The following is a 22,741-nucleotide window of genomic DNA, read 5'->3' on the forward strand; positions in this document are numbered from 1 at the left end:
CCTCGCTGTGGGGGTGGAGAAGAGCGGATCGAATGGTGGTGAGCAATGGGTGAGATCCAGATCCCCAAGGACGGTTTCTGGGCGCCTATCTACTATTCGATGTACGTGCTGGCCGGGGAGAAGCCGCCGCTGGTCATCTCGAACGACATGTACGCGCTCGGGCACGAGATGCGCGACGAGGCCAGCACCTACGAGAGCGTCACGAGCGGCGTGGACGCGCTGTCGGCAGCCGTGTGGGGCAACATCCAGGGCGGGACGGCGGACGCGTTCAGCGACCACGTCCGGGGGGTGACCTCGCCGGTCGAGGCGCAGGCCGCGGCCCTGCGGTACGCGGCCGACATGGTGGACAGCTTCGGGTTGAACGGCGAGGAGGCCGAGTACGACATCCTCATCGGCCTGGCGTTCTTCGCGGCCACGATCTACATGCTCTACCAGATGGGGCCGCCGGGCTGGGCGGCCGTCCCCGAGTGGATCATGGCCGGGCGACAGTTCGTCACCCAGATCGCCAACGTGGCCAAGCAGCAGGCCAAGACGATCTCCGGACAGGTGCGGCTGGCGTGGAGCGGTGTCGAGGGGTTCGTCGAGGAGAGCTTCCAGTCCTTCCTGCCGCAGGCGATCACGACGCTGAACGGCAACCGCAAGGACGGCTGGGACGTCAAGGACATCCTCGTCGCGGGTGCGGTCGGCGCCTTCGCCGAGGTCAACGGTTCCGTGCTGCACAGCCTGGCGAACCTGAACAAGCACACCAGGGACTTCGTGCGCACCCCGTTCGGCGCGGGCAACCTCGACGCCGCCGCGGAGCTGCCAGCCGAGGGGATCGTCATCCCGCTGGTGGGTGGCGAGTTCGACGCGTTCGGGACCTACATCTCCAGCTTCGTGATGGGCGCGTGGGAGCAGAGCGCCTACAACACGTCGATGAACAAGTACAACGGGCAGAACCCGCCGACCGGGGGCGCGAACCAGTCCGCTCCGCCCCCGGACCTCTCGACCGCTGACGGTCTCCTGAACGGCGCCAATGCTCCCGGTGGCGGTGCGGATTCGAAGGACGCCAACGGCGGTTCGGATGCGAAGGTTCCCGGTGGTCCGGATGCGAAGGTTCCCGGTGGTCCGGATGCGAAGGCACCCGGCGGTCCGGATGCGAAGGTGCTGGCCGAAGGGCCGGATGCGAAGGCGTCTGGTGATTCCTCGGATGGTCGGGTTCACGATGACCCGCCGCCGTACTCGCCGCCTGGTGAGGGGCCGTCGAGCGCGGAGTCCGGGAGCGGGAGGCCTTCGGCTGCGGAGCAGCCCGGTGGGGCGCCGGGTTCGACGGGCTCCGGCGGTGGCCCGGATGCGAAAGTGCCTGGTGCCGGGCCGGATTCGAAGGCGCTGTCGGTGGACCCGGATGCGAAGGCGTCTGGTGGTTCCTCGGATGGTCGGGTTCACGATGACCCGCCGCCGCCGTACTCGCCGCCTGGTGAGGCCCCATCGAATGCGGAGCCGGGGAGCGGGAGGCCTTCGTTCGCGTACCAGCCTTCGGCTGTGGAGCAGCCCGGTCGCGTACCGGGTTCGAAGAGTCCCGATGGTGTCGGTCCGGATTCGAAAGTCCCTGGCGTTGCGCCGGATTCGGGGAAGCCAGTTGCTGGGCCGGGCTCGGGAGTGCCCGGTGCCCCCTCGACCGGTCAGGTCCACGACGATGCCCCGCCGCCGTATTCGCCGTCCGGTGAGGCATCGCCGAATGCGGAGTGGCGGAACGCGAACTCCTCGGGCGCGCACCAGCCGCCAGCTGCGGAACAGCCTGGTGGTTCGCCGTCCGATCAGGTCTACGACGATGCGCCGCCGCCGTACTCGCCGCCCGGTGAGGCGCCGCCGAATGCGGAGTGGCGGAACGCGAACTCCTCGGGCGCGCACCAGCCGCCGGCTGCGGAGCAGCCTGGTGGTTCGCCGTCCGCGGCGACTCCGCCTCCGGCCGTTGCGCCTGCGGTTGGGCCACCTGTTGGCTCGCCGCCTGCGGCGACCCCGTCCCCGGTCGCCCCGCCGACGAACGCCGGTGGGAGCACTCCGCCACCGGTGGGCGCCAACACCGGGCCTGGGCCGGTGGAACAACCGGGCGCGCAGCCACCGGCTTCCGGTGCGCCGCAGGGCATCGGCTCGCCCAAGGGCTTGCCGGGATTCGAGACGGTTCCGACGCCGCCGATCGGCAACCCGCCGCAGGACGCGGGCCCGGCGGTCAACGGTCAGGATCACCAGGTCCAGCAGCCGTCCACCGAACAGCCGCCGTTCCGGCACACGCCCGTCGAGCAGCCTGCTGTCCACCAGCCTCCTGCCGAGCAGCCTGCTGGTCAGCAGCCACCTGTCCAGCAGCCTGCTGGTCAGCAATCACCTGCCGACCAGCCGGGCCAGCAGGCGCCGGACCGGAACACCCCTGGGCAGCAGAACTCGGGTCAGCAGTCGCCGGAGCAGTCGTCTGTCGAGCGTCGGGCTGAGCAGTCGCCGGAGCAGTCGCCGTTCCGGCACCCGCCCGTCGAACAGCCCGCTGGTCAGCAGTCACCTGCCGACCAGCAGGGCCAGCAGGCACCGGACCGGCAGACTCAGGACCGTCAGTCGCCGGACCAGCAAAGCCCGGGTCAGCAGTCGCCCGACCGGAACATCCCCGGCCAGCAGAATCCGGGTCAGCAGTCGCCGGAGCTGTCGCCGTCTGTCGAGCGTCGGGTTGAGCAGTCGCCGGAGCAGCCGCCACCGGTCGAGCATCGGGTTCAGCAGTCGTCGGAGCAGCGTCCGGCGGAGCAGGTTCCGGTGGAACAGCCGGGGTCCGGTCAGCAGGACCCCGGTCAGCGCAGCACCGAACAGGACCCGGTGTTGCGCGAGCAGGGCGAGCCGCGAGCGGACCAGCAGGAGCGGGACGGCAACGGGTCGGCTCAGATCCGTCCGCCCGGTCAGCAGACCGGTCCGGGGCAGCCGACGGCAACGCCGAGCGCGGCGTCCCCGTCGTCCGGGCCGCCCAGCAACAACCAAGCGCCCTCGAACTCTCCCAGCACGTCGAGCCCTTCGGCTCAGGACGCGCCCCGGGACAGGTCCGATCGGCCCGTGGTCGGCGGTCAGAGCGATCGGGCAACGACGCCGTCGAGCCAGGCCGACCGGCCTTCGACGGTGGTCGACGGCCCGCGGTTCGCCGCGGGGCCGGGAACGCGGGGCGACACCGACGACTCCGCCCAGCAACACCCCAGCGGCGTGACCGCTGGGCGGACCGAGGTGGATGCCGCGCTGGATGGGGGAATCCGCGAGCAATCCCCGGCAGCGCAGGAACGTCCCTCGCCTCAGCTGTCCGATGGGGCGAGGGCGGACGATGCGCCCGCGGAAGGCCAACCTCCGCCGCAGCGCGGCGCACCGCCCCCGGTTTCCTCCGGAAGCGAAACGGGGACGACCAGGCCTGGCGAGGCGGCGATGCCGAAGCGCGGTGGCGAACCGGAGGCGGAGAAGGACGTCCAAAGCCGTTCGGAGACCCGGCAGGAGCGTTCACCGGCGCTGAACCGGACCGTCGCACCGAGCGGTTTCGGCGGTAGCCCGCAGAAAGCTCTCTTCGCCGAGCCGCCGAAGACATCGGCCGAGGATCGGGACAACACGCCCGCGCGGGCGTCGGCGCCGGTCAACGGCCGCACTCGGCCCGACACCGCCGTGCCCGAGCAGCACATCACCCCCGAGCAGCGGAGAATCCTCGACCGGCACGGCGTGGAGGCGGTCTTCCCGGGTGGCGACGCGGTCCACGACAACTTCCGCGAAGCCGTCGCCCGGAGCGTGCCGGACAACGCGCCCGGGGAGCACGCCCGGATCACGGGCAAGATCAACGACTTCGCCGCGCGCAACCGCGACAACACCGACTTCGCCGCTCTCGCGCACGCCGCCGACATCCGGGTCCACGTGCTCAACCCCGACGGAACGTGGGACAGCCACGGCCCGGAAACCGGTCTTCCGGTCCACATCGCCAGGTCCGCGATCCAGGGGGCGGACACCTACCTGGGCACCCGCGGGACGGTGCACATCGGCCGTCCGGGGGTGAGCTACCCGGGTTCCACGGTGATCCGGTCGGGCGACCGGAAGCGGCACGTCATCCACCGCGGCGAGTTCGAGGTCGAGACGATCAAGGGCGAGCACTACGTGCGCCTGTACACCGCCGTCCTGAACCCGGTCACCACCGGCTCCGGCTTCAAGGACGTGCACCAGCACCCGGACGGCAGGGTCGAGCCGTTCACCGGCGCTGAGAAGAGCGTCTTCTGGGCGGGTGGCGGTCGGCCGTTGCGGGCGATCCAGTGGATGGCCAAGTACGAGCACGACATCAACCGCGAACCGGGCATGCAGCCGGTGCTGAGGTCGTACCTGGTTCCGCTGGACAAGTTCACCGAGATCAGCACGCGATCCGTCCCCGAATCGGTGGCCAAGGACAACGAGCTGTCCCTCAACACCGACCAGCGCGGCGACGTCAACCAGTTCGGCTTGCGCGGCAAGGACTTCGAACAGCTCCAACAGCACGCACTCAAGGGTTCGCTCGTCACGTACGTGCCTGGCGGACACGACTACCGGATGCGCGAGGTCGCCGGTCGGCAGGAGGACATCGCCGATCTGTACGTCCGCCTCGGCCTGCGCCCCGACTTCGACTCCACCGCGCTCGGCCGCGACAACGATCCGTGGTTCAAGTGGGAGGAGAAGAACGGGAGGTGGCAGAACAAGTTCCGCAACAGCGCCGAGGAGCTGCGGGAACTCGCCTGGAAGCTGGGCCAGCACTTCCACACCTGGAACAACTCGGCGGAGGCGCACTTCCACCCGCCAGGAGATTCGGCTCCCGGTTCCAAGGGCGGTCCGGAGCGGAAATCGCCCGCTGAGCGCACGGCGGAGCTGAACGCGTTCATCAACACCTACGGTCCTGGCAGCCGGAACGTCCGGCAGGTCGCGGACGCGATCACGAATGCGCTCGCGGCCGCCGATGACAAGGGGCCGGCCAGGGTCCGGATGGACGTGGCGCCAGATGCGATCCGCATCGAGGACTCGGGGTTGGGAAGGGCGATCAGCTCCGCCTTCAACGACGTCAGCAACCAGCGCGCGCACAAGAGCAGGTTCGGGTTCCAGAACAACGTGCGGCCCTCGCTCGACCAGGTTCGGCTGGCCGTCGCCGATCCGGACTTCGTCGCCGCGGTGGCGGAAATCGCGGCGAACCGAGCGGTCGACAAGACCGTGGACCAGTTCGCCAGGAAGGTCTTGGGCAACACGGCCGACGAGGCTGAGCTGGACCGGTTCCGCGCCGGACTGCGGGACGACTGGGTCAGGCCCAAGGTGGAGGAAGCGCTGCGCGATCTCGGCGGGGAACTGGGTGCCGAGATCCACGCGAAGGAACCGGCCAAGGCGGGTTACCTGTCCGGGCAGCGAGGTGCCCGGTTGGCGTCGGCCGTCGTGGACGACATCAAGTCCGACGACGCCTTCAAGCGTTTCCTGCGCGAGTCCTCGCCCCGTCTCGGGCGGGAGGCGATCAGCAGGAGGCTGACCGAGGAGGTCGGGCCGCGCGCGCTCGCCAAGATCACCGACGTGGACCTGGTGGGGTTGTCCGCGGCGGATCTCAAGTCGTTCTTCGCCGGTTCCGCCCGGGACATCGCCGTCAAGATCGTGGACGCCATCGATGGCGACCCCGTGCTGAAGATGATCGACAGGGGCGAACGGGAGCGGATCGGCGGCCTGGTGGCGAAGGTGCTGAACGACCCGCGGACCCTGGAGCGGTCGACGTTCACCACCGTCACCCGGGACGAGGTCAATGCCTTCATGGCCAAGGTTCCCGAGATCGCTACCCAGGCGGAGATCGGTGCGTCCATCGCCACCGATGAGAGGCGGATCGAGGTCGACTTCAACACCCGCGAGTCCGCGCTGAACGAGGATCGAAGCGGTGTGCGGGGCGAGCCGTTCGCGAACGAGTTCGGGCGCTGGCGCGCCGAGAACGCGGTCGGCTACACCCAGCGGCACGCGCCCGGTGTGTTCGCCGGCCACCGGCGGATCGGCGAGGCCCTCAGCGGCACGATCGCCGAGCAGCTCGCCGATCCGGACGGCCGCTCGGCGAAGACGATCCTCGACCAGCTGGTGTCCGAACTGGACCGGGACGTCACCGACTACCACGACCAGATCCGGCGGAAGTTCGACGAGCTGGTGGCGCGCCGGGACGGCAGCCCCTACCGGCCGAGCGGCAAGGACCGGCCCAACACCTTCGGCGAGCACGCGCAGATGGTGCTCAACCAGTACCTCCAGCTCACCAGCTACGACGACGACTCCGGCCGGTTCGTCTCCCGGGACGCCCTGGCGAAGGCGATCCTGTTCCACGACATGGAGAAGGTGAACTCCAAGGAGCAGTTCGGCGACGCCCAGCACCAGCACGACCGCGAGCCCGAGCATCGCGGTGCCGTCAGCCAGCTGAACCGGCACGAGGGCCTGTGGAACAACCGGCGGGAGTTCGAGCTGGCCAGGGCCGTGGTGGACTCCGACCCGTTCGGGTTCTACATGCGCGACATGGGGGTCGACGCGCAGGGGGTGTACGACTTCGTCCGCGACCTGGCCCACCGCGCCAAGCGCCCGGACGGCACCGCCCCCACCGCGGTGGACGTGCGGAACCTCTTCCACGAGTTCCACCAGTACTACCAGGCGGACTTCTCCTCCTACACCAGGTTCGCGCGGTTCGTCAACGACACCACCGGCCAGGTCGATGCGGGCTACCTCCAGCTCAAAGGCCTTGCCACCGACGACGACGGTCTGGTGCCCGCGGACGGCGGTCGCCGCTACGCGTACGTCTCGGAACAGACCTCCGGCGCGTCCGAGGAGAAGTTCGACGCGCTGCGCAAGCTCTTCGACGACGCAGTGGCTGCGGAGCGCGAGGTTTCGCCGGTGTCGGCGGAGTCCTTCGCGGACGATCCGGCCGGGGAGCCTGCGTTCGTGCGGGAGAACTTCGCGCACGTGCGCGGGGTGAACGGGGACAGCTTCGCCGCGAACGTCCCGGGGCATCGGACGAATTGCCTCGCGGCGTCGATTCAAACGTTGAACGCCGACGCGCACCCTGAGCGGGCTCGGGAGTTCGAGGCGGGTCCGAGTGGTGTGGTGCATCGGGATCGGGTGCCGGAGTCGGGTTTGCCGCCGATGGCGCGTCAGGGCCGGGGTTACGACGATGTGACGGATCGGGCCGCACGCGAGGAGGACGGCCCGGTCGGGCTGGTGTACGCGGACTTCGGTGACGGCAGGGGTCATTTCTTCACGGTGCACAAGCGCGGCGATCAGGTCGTGTATTTCGACGGGCAGTCGTGGTCGTTGGCGGCGTTGGGTGATCCGTTGGAGGTGTGGTTCTCGCCGGTGGCCTCGGGCGAGGTCCTGGCGCCGGTGCACTCCCCGGTGGACATCGCCGGGGAGGACGCGACGACCCCCGGTGCGGAGAGCGATCGGGCCGAACCGCCGCTGGGCGGCCGGAAGATCGAGGTCCTCGACGATGGGCGCACGCTCCCGCTGAGCATGCACAGCCGGGACCTGGACGACGTCGAGGACCCGGTGAACGAGAGCCGCTGGATGGTGCCCGACGGAGCGGATGTGGTGCGGCTCGCCGAGGCGCGGGACCCCGGATCGCCGAACTACCGGCCGGGCTGGGACCAGCTGACCCCGGCGCAGTCGTGGGCGCTGATGGCCGCGGAGCTGCGCGGCGCGCAGTTCCACGAGCGCGATCGTGCCAGGGCCATCGCCCGCATCCGCAGGCTCAGCGACGGCTACGGCGGGACCAGCAAGGCCGAGCGCGCCGAGATCGCCGCTGCCGCGCACGAGAAGCTCAAGTCCTGGCCCATCGTGACGAACCTGTTCCCGAACCGGAGGGTGCCCGACGGCAGGGGCGGGCAGGCCCCGCTGATGCGGTTGCTCTCCGAAGGGCAGCCGATCCGGAACCTGTGGGAGACGGGGGTTTCGCAGGGTTCCACCGACGTCAGCCAGCGCGCCAAGGCGGAATGGCTGTTCGGCTACTCCTCCGCCTTCCAGCGCGGCGACGGCACGACGGTCGCGGACCCGGCCGAGATGCCGCGCTACAGCGCGGTGATCCCGCCGAGCCGAACCGAAGGCTCCGCCGTGCAGTACGGCACCGTGGTGCTGCACTGGAACGACGAGGTCCGCGCCCGCAGCACGTTCACACCGGGCGACTCGGTGGACGTGAACCCGGACACGAACGCGGTCAGCTACACCGACAAGGACCACCTGTACCCGCTGCTGGCCTACGGCGACGAGAGGCTGGTCCGGCACCTCGTGGCCGAGGCCACCGACTACCGCTACGACCCCGGGCTGAAGGACGCTCCGGGCCCGAGCACGCACGACTTCCTGGAAGCGCAGATCCACGGCCCGCTGGACCTGTCCCTCGCGGACAAGGCGGTGGTCAACTGGGGCCGCGTCGGGGCGAAGGACGACGACCAGCCCGGCCTCACCCGCGCCGAGGCCGAGCAGCTGGTCGCCGACCTGCGGTCGGCCCACCCGGACCTGACCGTCGAGCTGGGCGAGGAGATCGGGGAGCCCGGTCACGCCGACACCGCCGAGCGGAACCGGGTGCGCGAGCTGTACGGCCTGGACGCCAGCAGGCACCTGGACGAGCAGGACCTGGCGGTGGCGCGCGAACTGGACCGGTTGGCGGGCGGTGGCCCGTTCGCCGGGCACGCCGACCGCCAGGACGTGATCCGGCTGCTGACCGGCGACGACGGCCCGCGCCCGGACGACGACGTGGCGGGCCCGATGCTGCGGGAGCTCTTCGACACCGCCAGGCAGCGCGGCGTCGACTCGCTGGAGCTGCCCGGCCGCACCGGCACCGATCCCACCCCGGCCGAAGCGCCGACGGACGAACCGATCGGCGAACACGACCGCGGCGGCGCGGAGCACCACGACGGCGAAGGGGAGACCGCTCGGGGCCGTGACGAGGGCGAAACCGCTCCGCCGCGCGACGCCCCCGTCGTCGCGGGCCACACCGAACCCCCGGCACGCCGCCGCGGGTGGCTGCGCCTGCCGCGGCGGCGGGGGCTCGGTGCGGGCAAGCAGCTCACCCGCACCGAAGGCGCCGACCGGGTCGTCGCCGCCGCCAAGAGCTTGGCCAGCCGCGAACCGTCCACAAAGGAGCTCGCGGACCTCTGGGCGGCCGTGCGCAACGACTTCGAGTCGTTCATGGACGGCCGGGAGGTGAACCTGGGCGGCGAACGCATCCTGATCAGCGCCGATGTGGACCTGTCGGCCGCCGAGCCGACCAGCGCCGAGGCCGGGACGCGCTCCGCGGAGAGCGAGCGGACCCGGACCTCCACCGCCGCCACCACCTACACGCGCACCCCGATGTCGCGGTGGCTCTTCTTCCTCCCGATGGTCCCGGGCCTGTTCGTGACCGGCTCCGCCAACGCGCCGACCGCCCCGGCCACCGTTCGCAGCAACTCGCAGCAGAACTCGCAGAGCGTGCGGACCAGCGTCGCGCTCCCGGCGAAGACCACGAGCGAAACCGGCTTCCGGGGGATGCGGTCGGTGCGCGCCCCGGCCACGTTCACCCTCAGCAGGCTCGATCGGGACGGGACGCCGACCCTGCCCAGGATCATGGTCGGCCGGTCCGTGGGCGGCGAAACCCTGGTGTCGGTCGAGCTGAGCGTGCCCATCGGGCTCGACGGTGACGGGCGCGAGGTCCCGGTGCCCGCGTCGCTGCCCGCTTCCGCGCTGGAGGACGTCGTCGTCCACGGCAACGCGCGCGGCCAGTACCGGGGCAAACCGCTGCCGCATCGCGGCGGCGTGTTCGAGCAGGTCCACTCCTACGTCGGACCGCTGAGCAAGAGCGCCCAGCGAACCCTCCGGGCGTTCGTCAGCTCCGGCAACGTCAAGCAGCGGCTGGCGGAGATGGCGGCGACCCCGGAGCAGGCCGCGGGGGGGCACGGCTGGGTGTCCTCAGGTTCGTTGCTGCCGAGGGGAAATCCGCTCAAGCGGCTGCTGAGCACCAAGGGCCAGCAGGTGCAGATGCGCGTCATCGCCCGGCGCGTCTACTTCGACCAGGACATCGACGGCGCGCAGTTCGAGGAGACCACCTCGACCAAGGCCACCACCGAAGGCTCCAACGAGGTGCGCCACGACGTGAGCGTCTCGGCCGCGGGCGGTCCCGGCTTCGACGTGGGCATGGCGTCGGTCGGCGGCGGCGCGTTCGCCAGCGGTGGGCACGGCAGCGGCCACGCGCAGGACCACAGCCGCGAGGCGGGCACCGAGACCACCCGCTCCTACACCGGCCCGCTGACGCGCTACTACACGCGCTACGACTGGCAGTTCCGCAAGCCCGGGCGTGATCCGGTCACCTTCGCCGGAGCCGTGGGCGGCTACCACTGGGCGAAGCAGGCCGACGCCGAACGCGCCGGTATCAGCGCCGCCGCGGCGGACGGGACGCCCGGACGCCAGGAGGTGGCCGACACCGCGGCCCGCGCGGCGCTGCAGCTCGACGGCGCCAGCGAGCTGCTGAGCAAGATCCTGCGGGACTCCACGGCGGAGCTGCCCGGACACCACCGGTGGAAGTGGCGGGACACCGGGTTCGTCACCGGGTTCGACGACCCCGCCCTGGCCGGTGGGATCTCGGCGAAGAAGGAGCGGAAGCTGGCCAGGGGCGAGGCGATCCGCGACGGGATCTCCGCCGAGCAGCTGGCCCGTCGCGCACCGGACATGCTCGTCGACCGGCGGCCGCTGGTGCTGGACCTCGAACCGGAACCCGGCTGGGGCCACGACTACCAGGCCTCGGTCCAGGTGGCCGCGAGCCTGGAAGGCGACCTGGAGGACCTCGGCCCGGCCGACGGAACCGTCACGGCCGAGAAGTTCTCGGAGACCGAGAGCGGCGGCCACACCAAGGCCCGGAACTGGACGCTGGCCGGTGGCCTCATCGCCCGCGCGTACGTGTCGCTGGCGGGCACCGGGATGCTGACCAGCCACCACAGGGTCTACTACGACCGGTCGAAGACCTCCGGAACGGCGCAGGAGACCGAACTCTTCAGCGGAGGCGTTCGCGGCAGGGACTTCGACGAGTCCGGCGACGTGCGGCCCGAACCGATGCGGCGGTACCGCGCGCGGGTCAAGCTCACCGCGTCCGGGAGCTACTGGTCCCCGCACAACGACCTGGTTCGCGGCATCACGGTCGGCTCGCCCGGCAAGGACGCCCGGGAGCGGTCGCCGCTGACGATCGTGGACCCCGAGGCCGCCGAGCAGGGGCGCGAACCGGGCAGCGTCACCCTCGACGTGATCCTCGAACTCCCGGCCTCGCACGGGAACCAGCGCCCCGACGTGGCACCGGTCAACGGCACGCGGCTCGACGACGTCTCGATCAACCGGAGCGAGGAGCTGCGCCGCGGCGCGTCCCGCAAGCTCGACGGCCTGCCGATCGTGCGCATCGACGGCCTGGGGCACGTGCGCGACAAGCTGCGGGAGCTGGTGGGCAGGGCCGCCTCCGACGAGGCCTTCTTCGCCGACAGCGACAACTCCGGTCTGATCGACCAGGCGATCTCGCTGGAGGCGCTGCGCGGTGACCGGCGGGCCTTCAACCGCAAGATCCGGTTGGACGGGTTCCGCCTGAAGCGCAGGCGGGCCGACGCGGAGGCCAAGGCCGCGGTGTCCTTGCGGCTCCGCGATCCGGAGGTCCTGGACACCGCGTGGCAGCCCGCGGAGCGGTCGGTGCGGGGCGGCAGCACCACCAGCAGCGAGCTTGGCGGCACCTGGACCGCGGGCAACGCGATCGAACCCGCCTTCATCCCGACGAGCGAGACCTCCAACCACACCCCCGGCACCGTCGCCCACGGCATGGGCCTGCTCCTGCACGACCTGAGCCTGTGGGTGAGCAGCTTCGGCCACCAGGAGGGCCACAGCACCGCCGTCTCCCACCAGCGCTCGGTGTCCGGGGAACCCCGGCGGATGCACCTGATCTCCGCCACGGTGGAGGCCACGATGGCCGTCGAGACGGCCAGCCGGGGCAACCTGGACCGCTGGCGCCTGTTCCGGTCGAAGCCGGTCGGCCGGGCCGCCGAGCGCTTCGAGCTGCCGGGCGCCGCGCGGGTCTGGGTGGACGACGAGCAGCTGCACGAGATCCGGATCAGGCAGGCCGAGGAGGACGCGCGGCGCGCCGCCGAGACCCCCGAACCGGAACCGGCACCGGCACCGGAGCCGCCCACCGATCCGGACGCGCTCAGCCCGGTGCCGGAAGGACATCACATCGGCTCCCCGGAGTGGGCTGACGGCGTGACCGAGCCGATCGACCTCACCAACGCCATCGAGCCGCTGCGCGAACAACTGGTGCGGCGCCTCGGCCAGGAGCAGGCCGACGCGCTGCTGCCGTCCTCGTCGCTGGACGGCGAACACGACAACCCCCGCGAGGCCGAGCGCTACCTGTCGCAGTTCCAGGCATCCCTGGGAGACCTGGCCAATGGCGGTACCGGCACCCCGCTGCGGCTGCACGGCAGGCTCGGTGGCGAGACCTACGAACTGCGCGTCGACGCCCAGCTGCGCGGCACGCCGGAGCCGGTCGGGATCAAGCACGGCGAGCTGGCGAGGGCCAGCAAGGCGACGTTCAAGACGAGCTCCAGCCACAAGTTCACCAGGGTGCTCGCCGAGATGTTCACCGTCGTCGTCCCGGCCGGGATGTTCCAGAACGACTCCGCCGTGGCCGAATCCGGGTCGAAGCCGGGTGAGCACGGCGCCGCCTACGGCAACTCCGGCCTCGGGCTCGGGCACGTCTTCGAATGGCTCAAGCAGACCCGGCAGACCAAGAGCGACCGGGCGACCGAGCACGTGCACACCGAGACGGTGGCGGGCGCGCTGGCCGAGCACCGCGCGGAGGTGCTGTTCGACGTGCGCATCGAGCGGCACGGCGAGCGCATCGCGGCGGCACCGGACACCCGCACCGTCACCGCGCACACCCCGGTCGAGGACACCGCGATTCCCGACGCGGGGGCGAAATCCCGCCGAGGTGACATCGTCGTGCGGTCCGCCGAGGACGCGACCGAGCGGAACCTGGCGGAGTGGCGCGCTGCCGGTACCCCGGAGGTCCTGCCGGACGACCCGGCGAAGTTCCGGGTGGTGGACTTCAAGGGCGAGGTCGCCGACCTGGTCCGCGCGGCGGAGCGGGCCATCGAGGTGGCGGGCGGCGAAGTGGACTCGCACACCCGCCGGATGCTGCGCGCCGAACTCACCCCGGGTCGGGTGAGCGCGATCAAGGGCACGCACGGCACCGAGGCGGTGCCGCTGGAGCTGCCGCCGGGGCTCGGGCTGAAACTGGGCGTGCACCCCAAACTCCCCGGGCACGGCGAGCTGAGGGGCGCCAGCGGCCGGATCAAGCTGGGCGGCGCCAGGACCTCGTCCAGCACGTCCGAGGCCGAGGTCGGTTCGGAGAGCGCGAACGCGGTGGTCGCGCTCCCCTTCGTCGCGGCGGGCGTGCCCCAGCACCCGGACTCGGCCAGCTACCCCGACCGCCAGCCGTTCGGCTCGATGGGCGACTGGTCGCTGCCGATGGAACCGCTCGGTGCGCGAGGATCCGAGCACGAGCACCAGGACGACGACGAATCCGGTGGCGGCGAGCTGCCCGCGTCCGGTGCGCGGCCCGCCGAGGACGGGATCACCAGCTCGTGGTTGCACGGCGCCGGATTCCGGTTCGTCGCCGAGCCGACCTCGACCATCAGCACGCGGCGCACCGCCGTGGTGGACGTCGACTTCGAGCAGGGCTACCAGGTCCGCCGCTCGGACCGGACCGATCGGCTGCCCGCGCCGCTGGTCGAAGCGACCCAGGAACTCGCCGCGCGGGACGCGGAGTGGACGGCGGCACGCGGTCGGCGGCGCGCCGCCGACCCGTTCGGGCCGGGCGACCAGGACGGTGACCTGGGTGCCGACGTGGCGGCGGAACTCGCCTTCCGGGACGCCACCGAAGCCGAGCAGCGCGCGGCGGCGGCCTTCTGGCGGGCGAAGCGGGTTTACGACCAGGAACTGGCGCACGCCCGGCAGGACCCCGGCCTGCGCGGCGTCGAACCCGACGCGCGCGTGGTCGTGCCCGCCAACGCCGACCGGCTTCCGGTGGGGGAGCGCAACCAGCTGTACAAGCTCGCGCGGGAGGTGCTGGACGCCCGCGCCTCCGGTGCGCGACCGACCTTGCGCTACCGGGTGCACGGTGACGTCGATTCCTCCCGGGCGGCCGACGATTTCTCCTCCGCCGCGAAGGAATTGGATCGCCTGGTCAGGCTGGCGCAGTCGGCGACGCCGCGCGCCGAACGGCTGGGCCGAAGCGATCTCGGCCTCGACGTGGCGCCGCACTTCGTGCGCTCCGGCGGCCCGACCGAGGTGGAGATCTGGCTGGAAACACCCGACCGGCCGGACACCGCCGAGGACTCCGGCAGGGCGGAGTTCGGGGCGCGCTACCCGCAGTTGCGGGGCGTGAACGCGGAGAACTACGCGCGAGGCCTGCCGGGGCACACGGAGAACTGCGGCCTGGCGCTGATCGCGGCGGAGCGGTCCCTGACCGGCGGTGTCGCGGTGGCGGCCGACGCGGGTGGTCCGGTGACCGTCGGGTCGTTGCGGGAGCACTTCGGGCAGCGCGCCGTCGAGGCGACGTTCGACCAGGTGGACGCGCACATGAGCGGGCAGCCGGGCGGTCGGGGAGCGGTGTTCCTCCGCGGCCCCGACGGCATGGTGCACGGCGTGCTCGCGGAGACCGGCGAGGACGGGATCGTCAGATATCCGGACCCGCAGCGGGGTGTGATGTCCGATGCCGGGCCGGACAACGTGGTCGGTTTCCTGCCGCTGCACGGCGCGGAGCCGTTGCCCGGTGCGGACTTGGCCCCGGACCTCCTGGTCGGAATGCCTGCCCAGGACTCCGGTAGCGGCGGTGAGCGCAATCCGCGTCGGGTGGCTGGTGGTGTGCGGCCGTCGTTGCAGCGCCGGGATGCGGGTCTGCCGGATTCCGGGGCTCCGGCGGGGGAATCCGGTGGTGGTGATCGGCGCGGTTCGCGTCGGGTGGCTGGTGGTGCGCGGCCGTCGTTGCAGCGCCGGGATGCGGGCTTGCCGGACTCCGGGCGCAGGACGGTGGCGGATGACGGTCTGTTGTTGCGGCGCCCGCACGCGGACTCGCCGGATCGCGGAGCGCCGGTCCAGCAGGTCACGGACCGGACCTTCGGCGAACCCTTCGCAGGCGTCGTCGACGCTGTCGTCAACGGCACCTTCGTCGGCAGCTTCGTCGGCTCGATCGACGGCACGGTCACGACCCTCTCGCGGGGCACCAGGGCCGTGCAGGGCGAGATCTCGGTCCGCGACGCCATCGTCCGCGGCACCATGGTCGGCCGCTTCGACGGCCTGACGGTCGGCACCGTCAACGGCGCGATCAGGGACGACGCGGCACCCGCCAACGCCAACCCCGGTTCGCGAACCGAGCCCGCGACGGGCGACCGCACTCCCGATCCGGCGATCCGGTTCGGCTTCGACGGGCGGGGCACGCCCGCGATCTTCAACACCCGCGACGTCGATTTCGAGGTGGTGCCCAACGCCGCGGGCGAGTCGGCCGTCGTCAACCTCATGCCGCAGGTCTCGGACGCCGTGCGCGAGTGGGCCGCCGGGTTCGTGCGCATGAACGACGTCCTGCGCACCCTCCCGGGAGAGAACGCGGTGCGCGCGAACTCGGCGATGCTGCGCCCCGGCAGCTACGTCGACGCGCCCTGGAACCGTCCGGCCTGGTTCTTCGTCGGGTCGGACGGCGAGGTCTTCGCCGTGCCGCTGCGCCGCGGCGACCAGTCCGAAACCGTCTACGTCACCGGCGACGAGCTGTGGCGCATCGCCGAGGACCGGGGCTGGTTCGCGGGTCGCCCGGCCCGCGAGATCGTCCTGGTCCACAACAGCGACGAGAACGCTCCGGGGCCCGGCCTCTTCGCCCGCACCGGTCACGAGGACGGCGGTGACGCAGTCGTCTTCTCCCCCCGAGGTCCCTACGCGATCGTCCCCCCGCAACCGGGCGTCCGATCGGCGATCGTCGTCGGCGGCAACCACGGCTGGGAGAGCCACCACCCCGGGGGCCAGCGGGTCGTGCACGAGCAAACCCAGTACACGGCGGAGGAAGTCGCGCGGATCCGCGCGGTAGAACGAGCGCTGGACAGCGCGGAGCAGTCGGGACCCCCGCCGGGATCGCCGCTCGCGCACCTCTACCCCGAGACGGGCAGCGCGGAGGGAGCGCTCCACCGCGGGTACGACCTGGCCAGCGGTCAGCCGCTCGAATTCCGCGCGGAGGACGTCTTCCGCCTGCTCGCGGTGAACGCGCAACGGCAGGCGCAGATCCTCAGCTTCGGCACCCAGCCCACCTCGCACGAGGCGCTGAGCCGCTGGGCGCTGGGCATGGCGCGGGTGGACCGGGTGATGCGCACGCTGCCCCACGAGCCCGTCCCGGACCCGCTGCTCCACCCCATGCGGGACCGCAACACCCACACCAGCGGCGACGTCCGGGCGCCGTGGCGCGGTGATCCGATCTGGTTCGCCATCGGCACCGACCAGGACCGGTTCCGGCTCCGGGTGGGGAGCGGGGAGGGACATGCCGACATCGGCGTGTCCAGCCGCACCTTCCACCAGATCCTCCGCGAGACCCCCGAATACCGGGCCCTCCGCGCCTACAACCCCGATGCCGAGATCGTCTTCCTCGCCGACGCCACCGGGCCGAACGCGGTGGCGCGGTTCGCCGAGGAGGCCCACCGGCACGGCGATCCCGCGACCTTCCACGTCGGCGGCGGCACGACGTGGGCCATGCCGCCGGACAGGTCGCCGCACCCCGGCCAGTCCACCATCGCGGTCAGCTACAACGGCGGCTGGCTCACCTACCGGCCGGACGGCACCGCGGGCGTCTACGGCTACACCCGGTACTCCGAGGAGGAGGTGCAGCAGCTCCGGGAGCTGGCGCTGGACACCCGGGTCCCGCTCCCGCGCTACGCGGGGCCGCCCGCGTACAGCTCACCGCCCGGCAGCCCCGACCAGACCGCGCCGCCCGCCTACACCGACGCCGACCTGCCGGCCGCCGGGGCGTGGCCGTCGATGCCCGCTGGTTCGGTGGTCACCGCCGATAGCTTCCCCAGCGAGGTCGACGCCGCCGCGTACTACCGGCACCGCTTCCCGGCACTGCGCGGGGTGAACGAGGACGGCTACGCGCGGGGCGAGGCGGGACGGGCCAGGAACTGCGGGCTGGCGTTGATCGCGGCCGAGCGGACCCTCGCCGGGGGCGTGACGGTCGTCGCCGACGAGGGCGGCCCGAGCACCGTCGGGTTCCTGGCGGACAACCTCGGGGCTCCTGCGGTGGAGGCGTCGTACGAGCAGGTCCTGGCGCACACGCGGGCGCAGCCCGAGGGAGCGTTCGGAGCCGTGCTCCTGCGGGGCCCCGGGCGGGGCATGGTGCACGCCGTGCTGGTCGAGCGGGGCGAGGACGGCGTCGTCCGGTTCGCGGATCAGCATCGCGGGACGATGGCCAACGCCGACCGGGGCAACGTCGTCGGGTACGTCCCGCTCCTGCGCACCGGTGCGGCGCCGCTGGCGGGTGCGCCCGTGGACCGGAAGCTCCTGGTGGGGGCGCCGGCTGGGAGCAGCGGCCTGTTCGACCGGCTGGCCCGGCGAGTGCGCGGCGACCGGAACCGGCACGTCCAGGGCAGTGCTGAGCGAGGCGGCCGGACGATTCGCAGCGCCGACGATGCTCTGGCGCGAGTCGCCCGGTTCGACCAGATCGACTCCGACGCACTGGCAGACGTGCTCGACTCGTCGAATCCCGTTAGATCGCAACGGATTTCGAAATTGGCCGAGAAGTACGGCAGGAATCGCGCGTGGGCGCGGGATATGCTCGTCCGCGCCGTAGGTGCGCGGTTGCGCGCGGCCGAGCCGCAACCCGGTGCACCCGGTGCCATCGCCGCACTGGCCGAGTCGCTCGGTGTCGGCCGCACGCAGGCCACCGGTCTGGTCGAGGCCGCGGCGGTCTCCGAAATCCGCGCGGCCGCGGACGCCGGAAAGCCTTACAGCCGCAAGGATCTGATCGCCAAGTTCGGTTATCGCGGTTGGGACGTCTCGGCCTGCATCTCCGCGGCGGCGTTCCTGGACGCGCGTGAGGCGGCGAAGGCCGGTCGGGCGCTCACGGCGGACGAGCTCGCCGGGAAGCATCGGGTCGAACGGGACCGCGCGGTGAGCCTGGTCGACGCCGCCGCGGTCGCGGACGTCCGGCAGGTCGTGGAGGGCGGCGGTTCCATCACCGCCGATGACCTGGCCGCCAGGTACGGCAGGAGCCGCCAGTGGGCTCACGCGCTGATCAACAGCGAGCCCTTCTGGTCGGGGCCGCTGAACGATTCGCAGACCTCGGCCGCGTTCGGGCCCACGAAGTACGCCGCTCCCGTCCTTGCGGGGGCGGAGGAGTCGCGCGCGCGGGCGGCGGTGCGCGCGGCAGCGGCCGACGGGCAGCCGCGGACTGCGGAGACCCTGGTCGAGGAGTTCGGCAAGAGCCGCGAGTGGGCGTTCGACCAGATCGACGCCGCCGCGCACGCCGATGTGATCGAGGCCGCGGGGCGCGGCGAGTGGTACGACGCCGTGGCGCTGGCCGGGAAGTACGGCATGAACGCCCGGTGGGCGCATCGCCAGATCGTGAACGCGGTCGCCGTCGAGCACGCCGCGAGGCTGAACGCCGCGGAAAAGGTCCGCGACGACGCCGACTTCGAGAGGCCCTGGTCGGCGGAGGCGCTGGCCGACGCGTACGGGATCAGCGTCGCGAAGGCGGCCGACGTGATCGCCAACGCGGCGAAGACCGATGCGTACCACTCCAGTGCGTTCGGGCAACCGTACGCGGCCGGAGAGCTGGCGGAGAAGTACCGGATCGGCGTCGAATCGGCCCGGGAGGAGATCCGCGCCGCCGCGCGTGCCGGGGTGAACGGCTTCGCCAGCGGCGGCAACCCGTACACCGCCAACAGGCTCGCCTTGAACTTCCGGTTGAGCTTCGTGGAGGCCGAGCAGGAGATCCGCTCCGCCGCGGCCGTCTACGCACGCGCGGTGCCCGGCCCGCGCACCCCGGACGAGCTGGCCGGGAGGTACGGCAAGGACCGGCGGTGGGCGTTCGACCGGATCGGTGCGCTGGTGCGCTCCGACGCGGACAGCGGCCTGTTCACCAGCGACGACCTGGCCGACCGGTACGGCATCAGCCGCGAGGCGGTCGAACACCGGACCGGCCCCGCAGCGGCGTTCGCGGATGCGCAGGAGGCGCACGGCCGCGGCGCGACCCCCACTGCTGCGGAACTCGCCGACAGGTACGGCCTCAGCACCGAGGAAGCCCAAGCCCAGATCGACGCAGCTCGCGTGGCCACCGTGCGCGCCGCCAGCGACTGGATCCTCCTGGCGGACGGTCTGGGAAGGGGGACCGGCGAGTCGGGCCCGTTCGAGAACATCGCACCGGGTGATCTCCTCCGGGTCGATGCCCTGGTGGAATCCGGACTCAGCCGCGAGCGGGCCGTTTTCCTGGTGTCGAGCAACGTGGTCGCCAACTTGAGCGGTGGGCACGTGGACCGGCGGCACACCGCCGAGGACTTCGCCGAAGCGAGCGGGATCAGCGCGGCGGAGGCCGAGATCCTGATCGACACCGCCGCGACGGGCGAGGTCACGGAGGCGATGCTGGCCCGTCGCCCGCTCACCGCCGGTGCTCTCGCCGCGCGGTACGGCAGGACGCCGCAGTGGGCCACCGGCCGGATCGAAACCGCCTTCGTCAACCACCTGCGCCGCCAGGGAGTGCCGGGGGGCAGGCACTGCACGGCCGCGCACCTGCGCACGGTGGCCCGGAGGTACCGCATCGGCAACCAGCGCGCGCTCGACCTGATCAACTTCACCGCCCGGGCGGATGTGCGCGCGGCAGCCGATCACGGGGAGCCTTACACCGCAGCGGAACTGGGCGGGAGGTACCACCTCGTCGACCGGTGGGCAGCCGACCAGATCGCCGAGGTTGTGCGCGCCGATGCGCGCGCGGCGGCGAACCGCGACGAGCCGCGGACCCCCGATGAACTCGCGCGGAAGTACGACATCAGCCGCGGAGCGGCCGAAGAGGCGATCGTCGCGGCCGTGCTCGCCGATACCCGCGACCGCGACGAACTCGACGTGGCGGCTCTCGCGCACCGGTACGGAACCAGCCCCGAGGTCGTGGACGGTCACATCGATGCCGTCATGCGGGCCGATGTGCGCGGGGCGGCGGACCGCCGTGCGCCCCACACCCCGGAGGCGTTGGCGGCGAAGTACGGCGTGACGCGGATGCGGGCCGTCGAGCAGACCGAGGCCGCCGCGCTCGAATACCTGGCCGATGCTGCGGAAGCCCGGTTGCCGGACGACGCCGCGGCCCTGGTCGAGAAGTTCGGTTTCACCCTCGACCGGGCCCAGCGCCTCAGGCGCGGTGCCGCGAGCGCCGATGCGCGCGCGGCGGCGGACCGCCGCGAGCCCTACACCGCTGACGACGTCGGAGAGAGGTACTTCCGCGACGAAGACGCCGAGATCGTTGCCGCGATCATCGACGCCGCGCAGGCCGATGTGCGCGAGGCGGCGCGGCGCGGTGACCACTACACCTGGGGAGCCCTGGCCCGGAAGTACCGCGTGACCACGTCGTTCGCGGCCAGCGTGATCGAAGCCGTTGCGCGCGCGGATGTGCGCGCCGACCTGCGCGAGGCGGCGGGGCTCGGCAAGCCCTACACCGACGAGCAACTCGCCGAGCGGTACGGCATGAGCACCGGAGCGGCCGCGCACGAGAAGTCCGCTGCCGCTCTCGCCCACGCGCGGGAGGCCCGCAACTCCTGGGAACCGCACATCGCCGACGAACTCGTCGAGCGGTACGGCATCAGCCGCGAGGAGGCCGAGCGCCACGTCAACTACGCCCGTCACGTGCCGGCGGATTCCGACCTGGAGTCCTTCACGGACCCCGACGACGACCTGGATTTCGACTCGTCCGACGAGGACGCGGACGACGGCCCGCAGTGGGGTGCGGAGATCGCCGACCACCTGGACGTCGTCTCGGACTCCGAGACCGGCGCGGAGTCCGATGACGACTGGGACGAGCAGTTGGAGCCGACGCGCGTTTTCGGCGGCGCCTCGTCCGCCCCCGAAACCTTCCGGGCGCACTATCCGCGGTTGTGGGGCGTGAACGCGGAGAAGTACGCGCGGGGTGTGCCGGGGCACGCGGAGAACTGCGGGTTGGCGTTGATCGCGGCGGAGCGCACTCTCACCGGGGGTGTCACCGTGGCGGCCGACGCGGGCGGTCCGATGACGGTGTCGGCGTTGCGGGAACGCCTCGGGGCGCGGGCGGTCGCGGCCTCCGGCGATCAGGTCGAGGCGCACATGGGTGGCCAGCAGGCGGGCGCGCGGGGCGCGGTGTTCCTCCGCGGTCCCAACGGCATGGTGCACGGCGTGCTCGCGGAGACCGGCGAGGACGGTGCGGTCAGATATCCGGACCCGCACCGCGGCGTGCTGGTGGCGCCGCGGCCGGACGAGGTGGTGGGTTTCCTGCCGCTGCGCGGTGCGGCACCGTTGCCCGGCGCGGACCTGGACCCGGACCTCCTGGTCGGGGCACCGGCCGACGACCTGGACGACATGTTCGGTCGACTGGCCCTGCGGTTGCAGCGCCGGGACAGTGCCGAGGTGCCTGGTGATGTCGCCCTGGACGACTTGCGGGACGACGTTCGCAGCGCCGCGAACTCGGGCATGCCGTACAGCCCCGACCAACTGGCCCGGCTCTCCGGGATCAGCCGCGAACGGGCCGTTGAGGTGATCGGCTTAGCCGCGCAGGAGGACGTGCTCGAAACCGAGGACTTCGGCTTCCCGCTCACTTCCACCGAACTGGCCAGGAAGTACGGCATCGGCAGGGATTGGGCGCGGGAGCTCATCAACGACGTGCGGGAAGCGCGGTGGCAGTGCGACGAGGTGCACCACATCGCCTGGGAACGGTCAGAGGCGCAGAACTCGGCAGTCCTGACGGCCCGAGCTCTCGCCGAACTCACCCATCCAGCGGATCAGAACTCCGACGGCGCGCGACTCGCCGTGCGCAATGCCACCCGGTACAGGTTGGCCTGGGCAAAGGAGCGAATCCTGCGGAGTGCCGAGTACGAGCAACGGGCCCGCGGGGTGGCGTTGGAGTTGCTGCGCAACCCGTCGGACCACGACCGAATCCAGGAGGAGGTGGACCGGTGGGTGGCGGACGAGGTGATGTCGCGGCTGGAGACCCCACCGCGGTTGCACCTGCTGGAGGTGGCGGAGCGGTACTGGGGCGAGAACCGGCCTGGAAATCGCCTGTACGCGCACCTGGGCACGTTCGTGCGGTACCTGAACGAAGCGGAGCGCGAGGCCTACCGGATCACGATCGGCCCCGACGGCCTCCTCTACGACAGCAGGGGCGAGCTCTTCCACACGATCAGCAGGGGTTCCGAGTGGGACCCGGACTACGGGGAGCGGATCTTCGTCGCGGACGCCTCCGGCCGGATCTACGCCGGGCGGAAGGTGGTGGGGCAGTTCCACCACTCCAGCTTCCTCGCGGCCGGGCCCGCTTCCGGCGCGGGTTTCATCAAGGTCGACAGGGGACGGATCGTGTCGATCGTGGACAGCAGCGGCCACTACCGGCCCCAGGAGAGGCACACCTGGCAGACCGTTGAGAATTTCCGCAGGCAGGGCGTGGCCATCAGCGACGACCAGATCGAAGAGGCCTGACCGGACGAAGGGCGGTGCA

1 protein-coding gene is annotated in these 22,741 nt (G+C 71.8%); it reads left to right on the forward strand.

Translation table 11 applies throughout. The annotated features are described in order from the left end of the window. Positions 1 to 45 precede the first annotated feature (45 nt). Positions 46 to 22,722, forward strand: coding sequence for a hypothetical protein (locus ACWCO2_RS22255; protein WP_450129673.1), 22,677 nt, complete (start codon positions 46 to 48; stop codon positions 22,720 to 22,722). The last annotated feature ends 19 nt before the right edge of the window (positions 22,723 to 22,741 follow it).

It is taken from the genome of Saccharopolyspora sp. NPDC002376, from assembly GCF_053593195.1.

Bases quoted from the DNA above. Each gene is read 5' to 3' on its own strand.
- ACWCO2_RS22255 (WP_450129673.1), top strand. From the start codon at position 46: ATGGGTGAGATCCAGATCCCCAAGGACGGTTTCTGGGCGCCTATCTAC.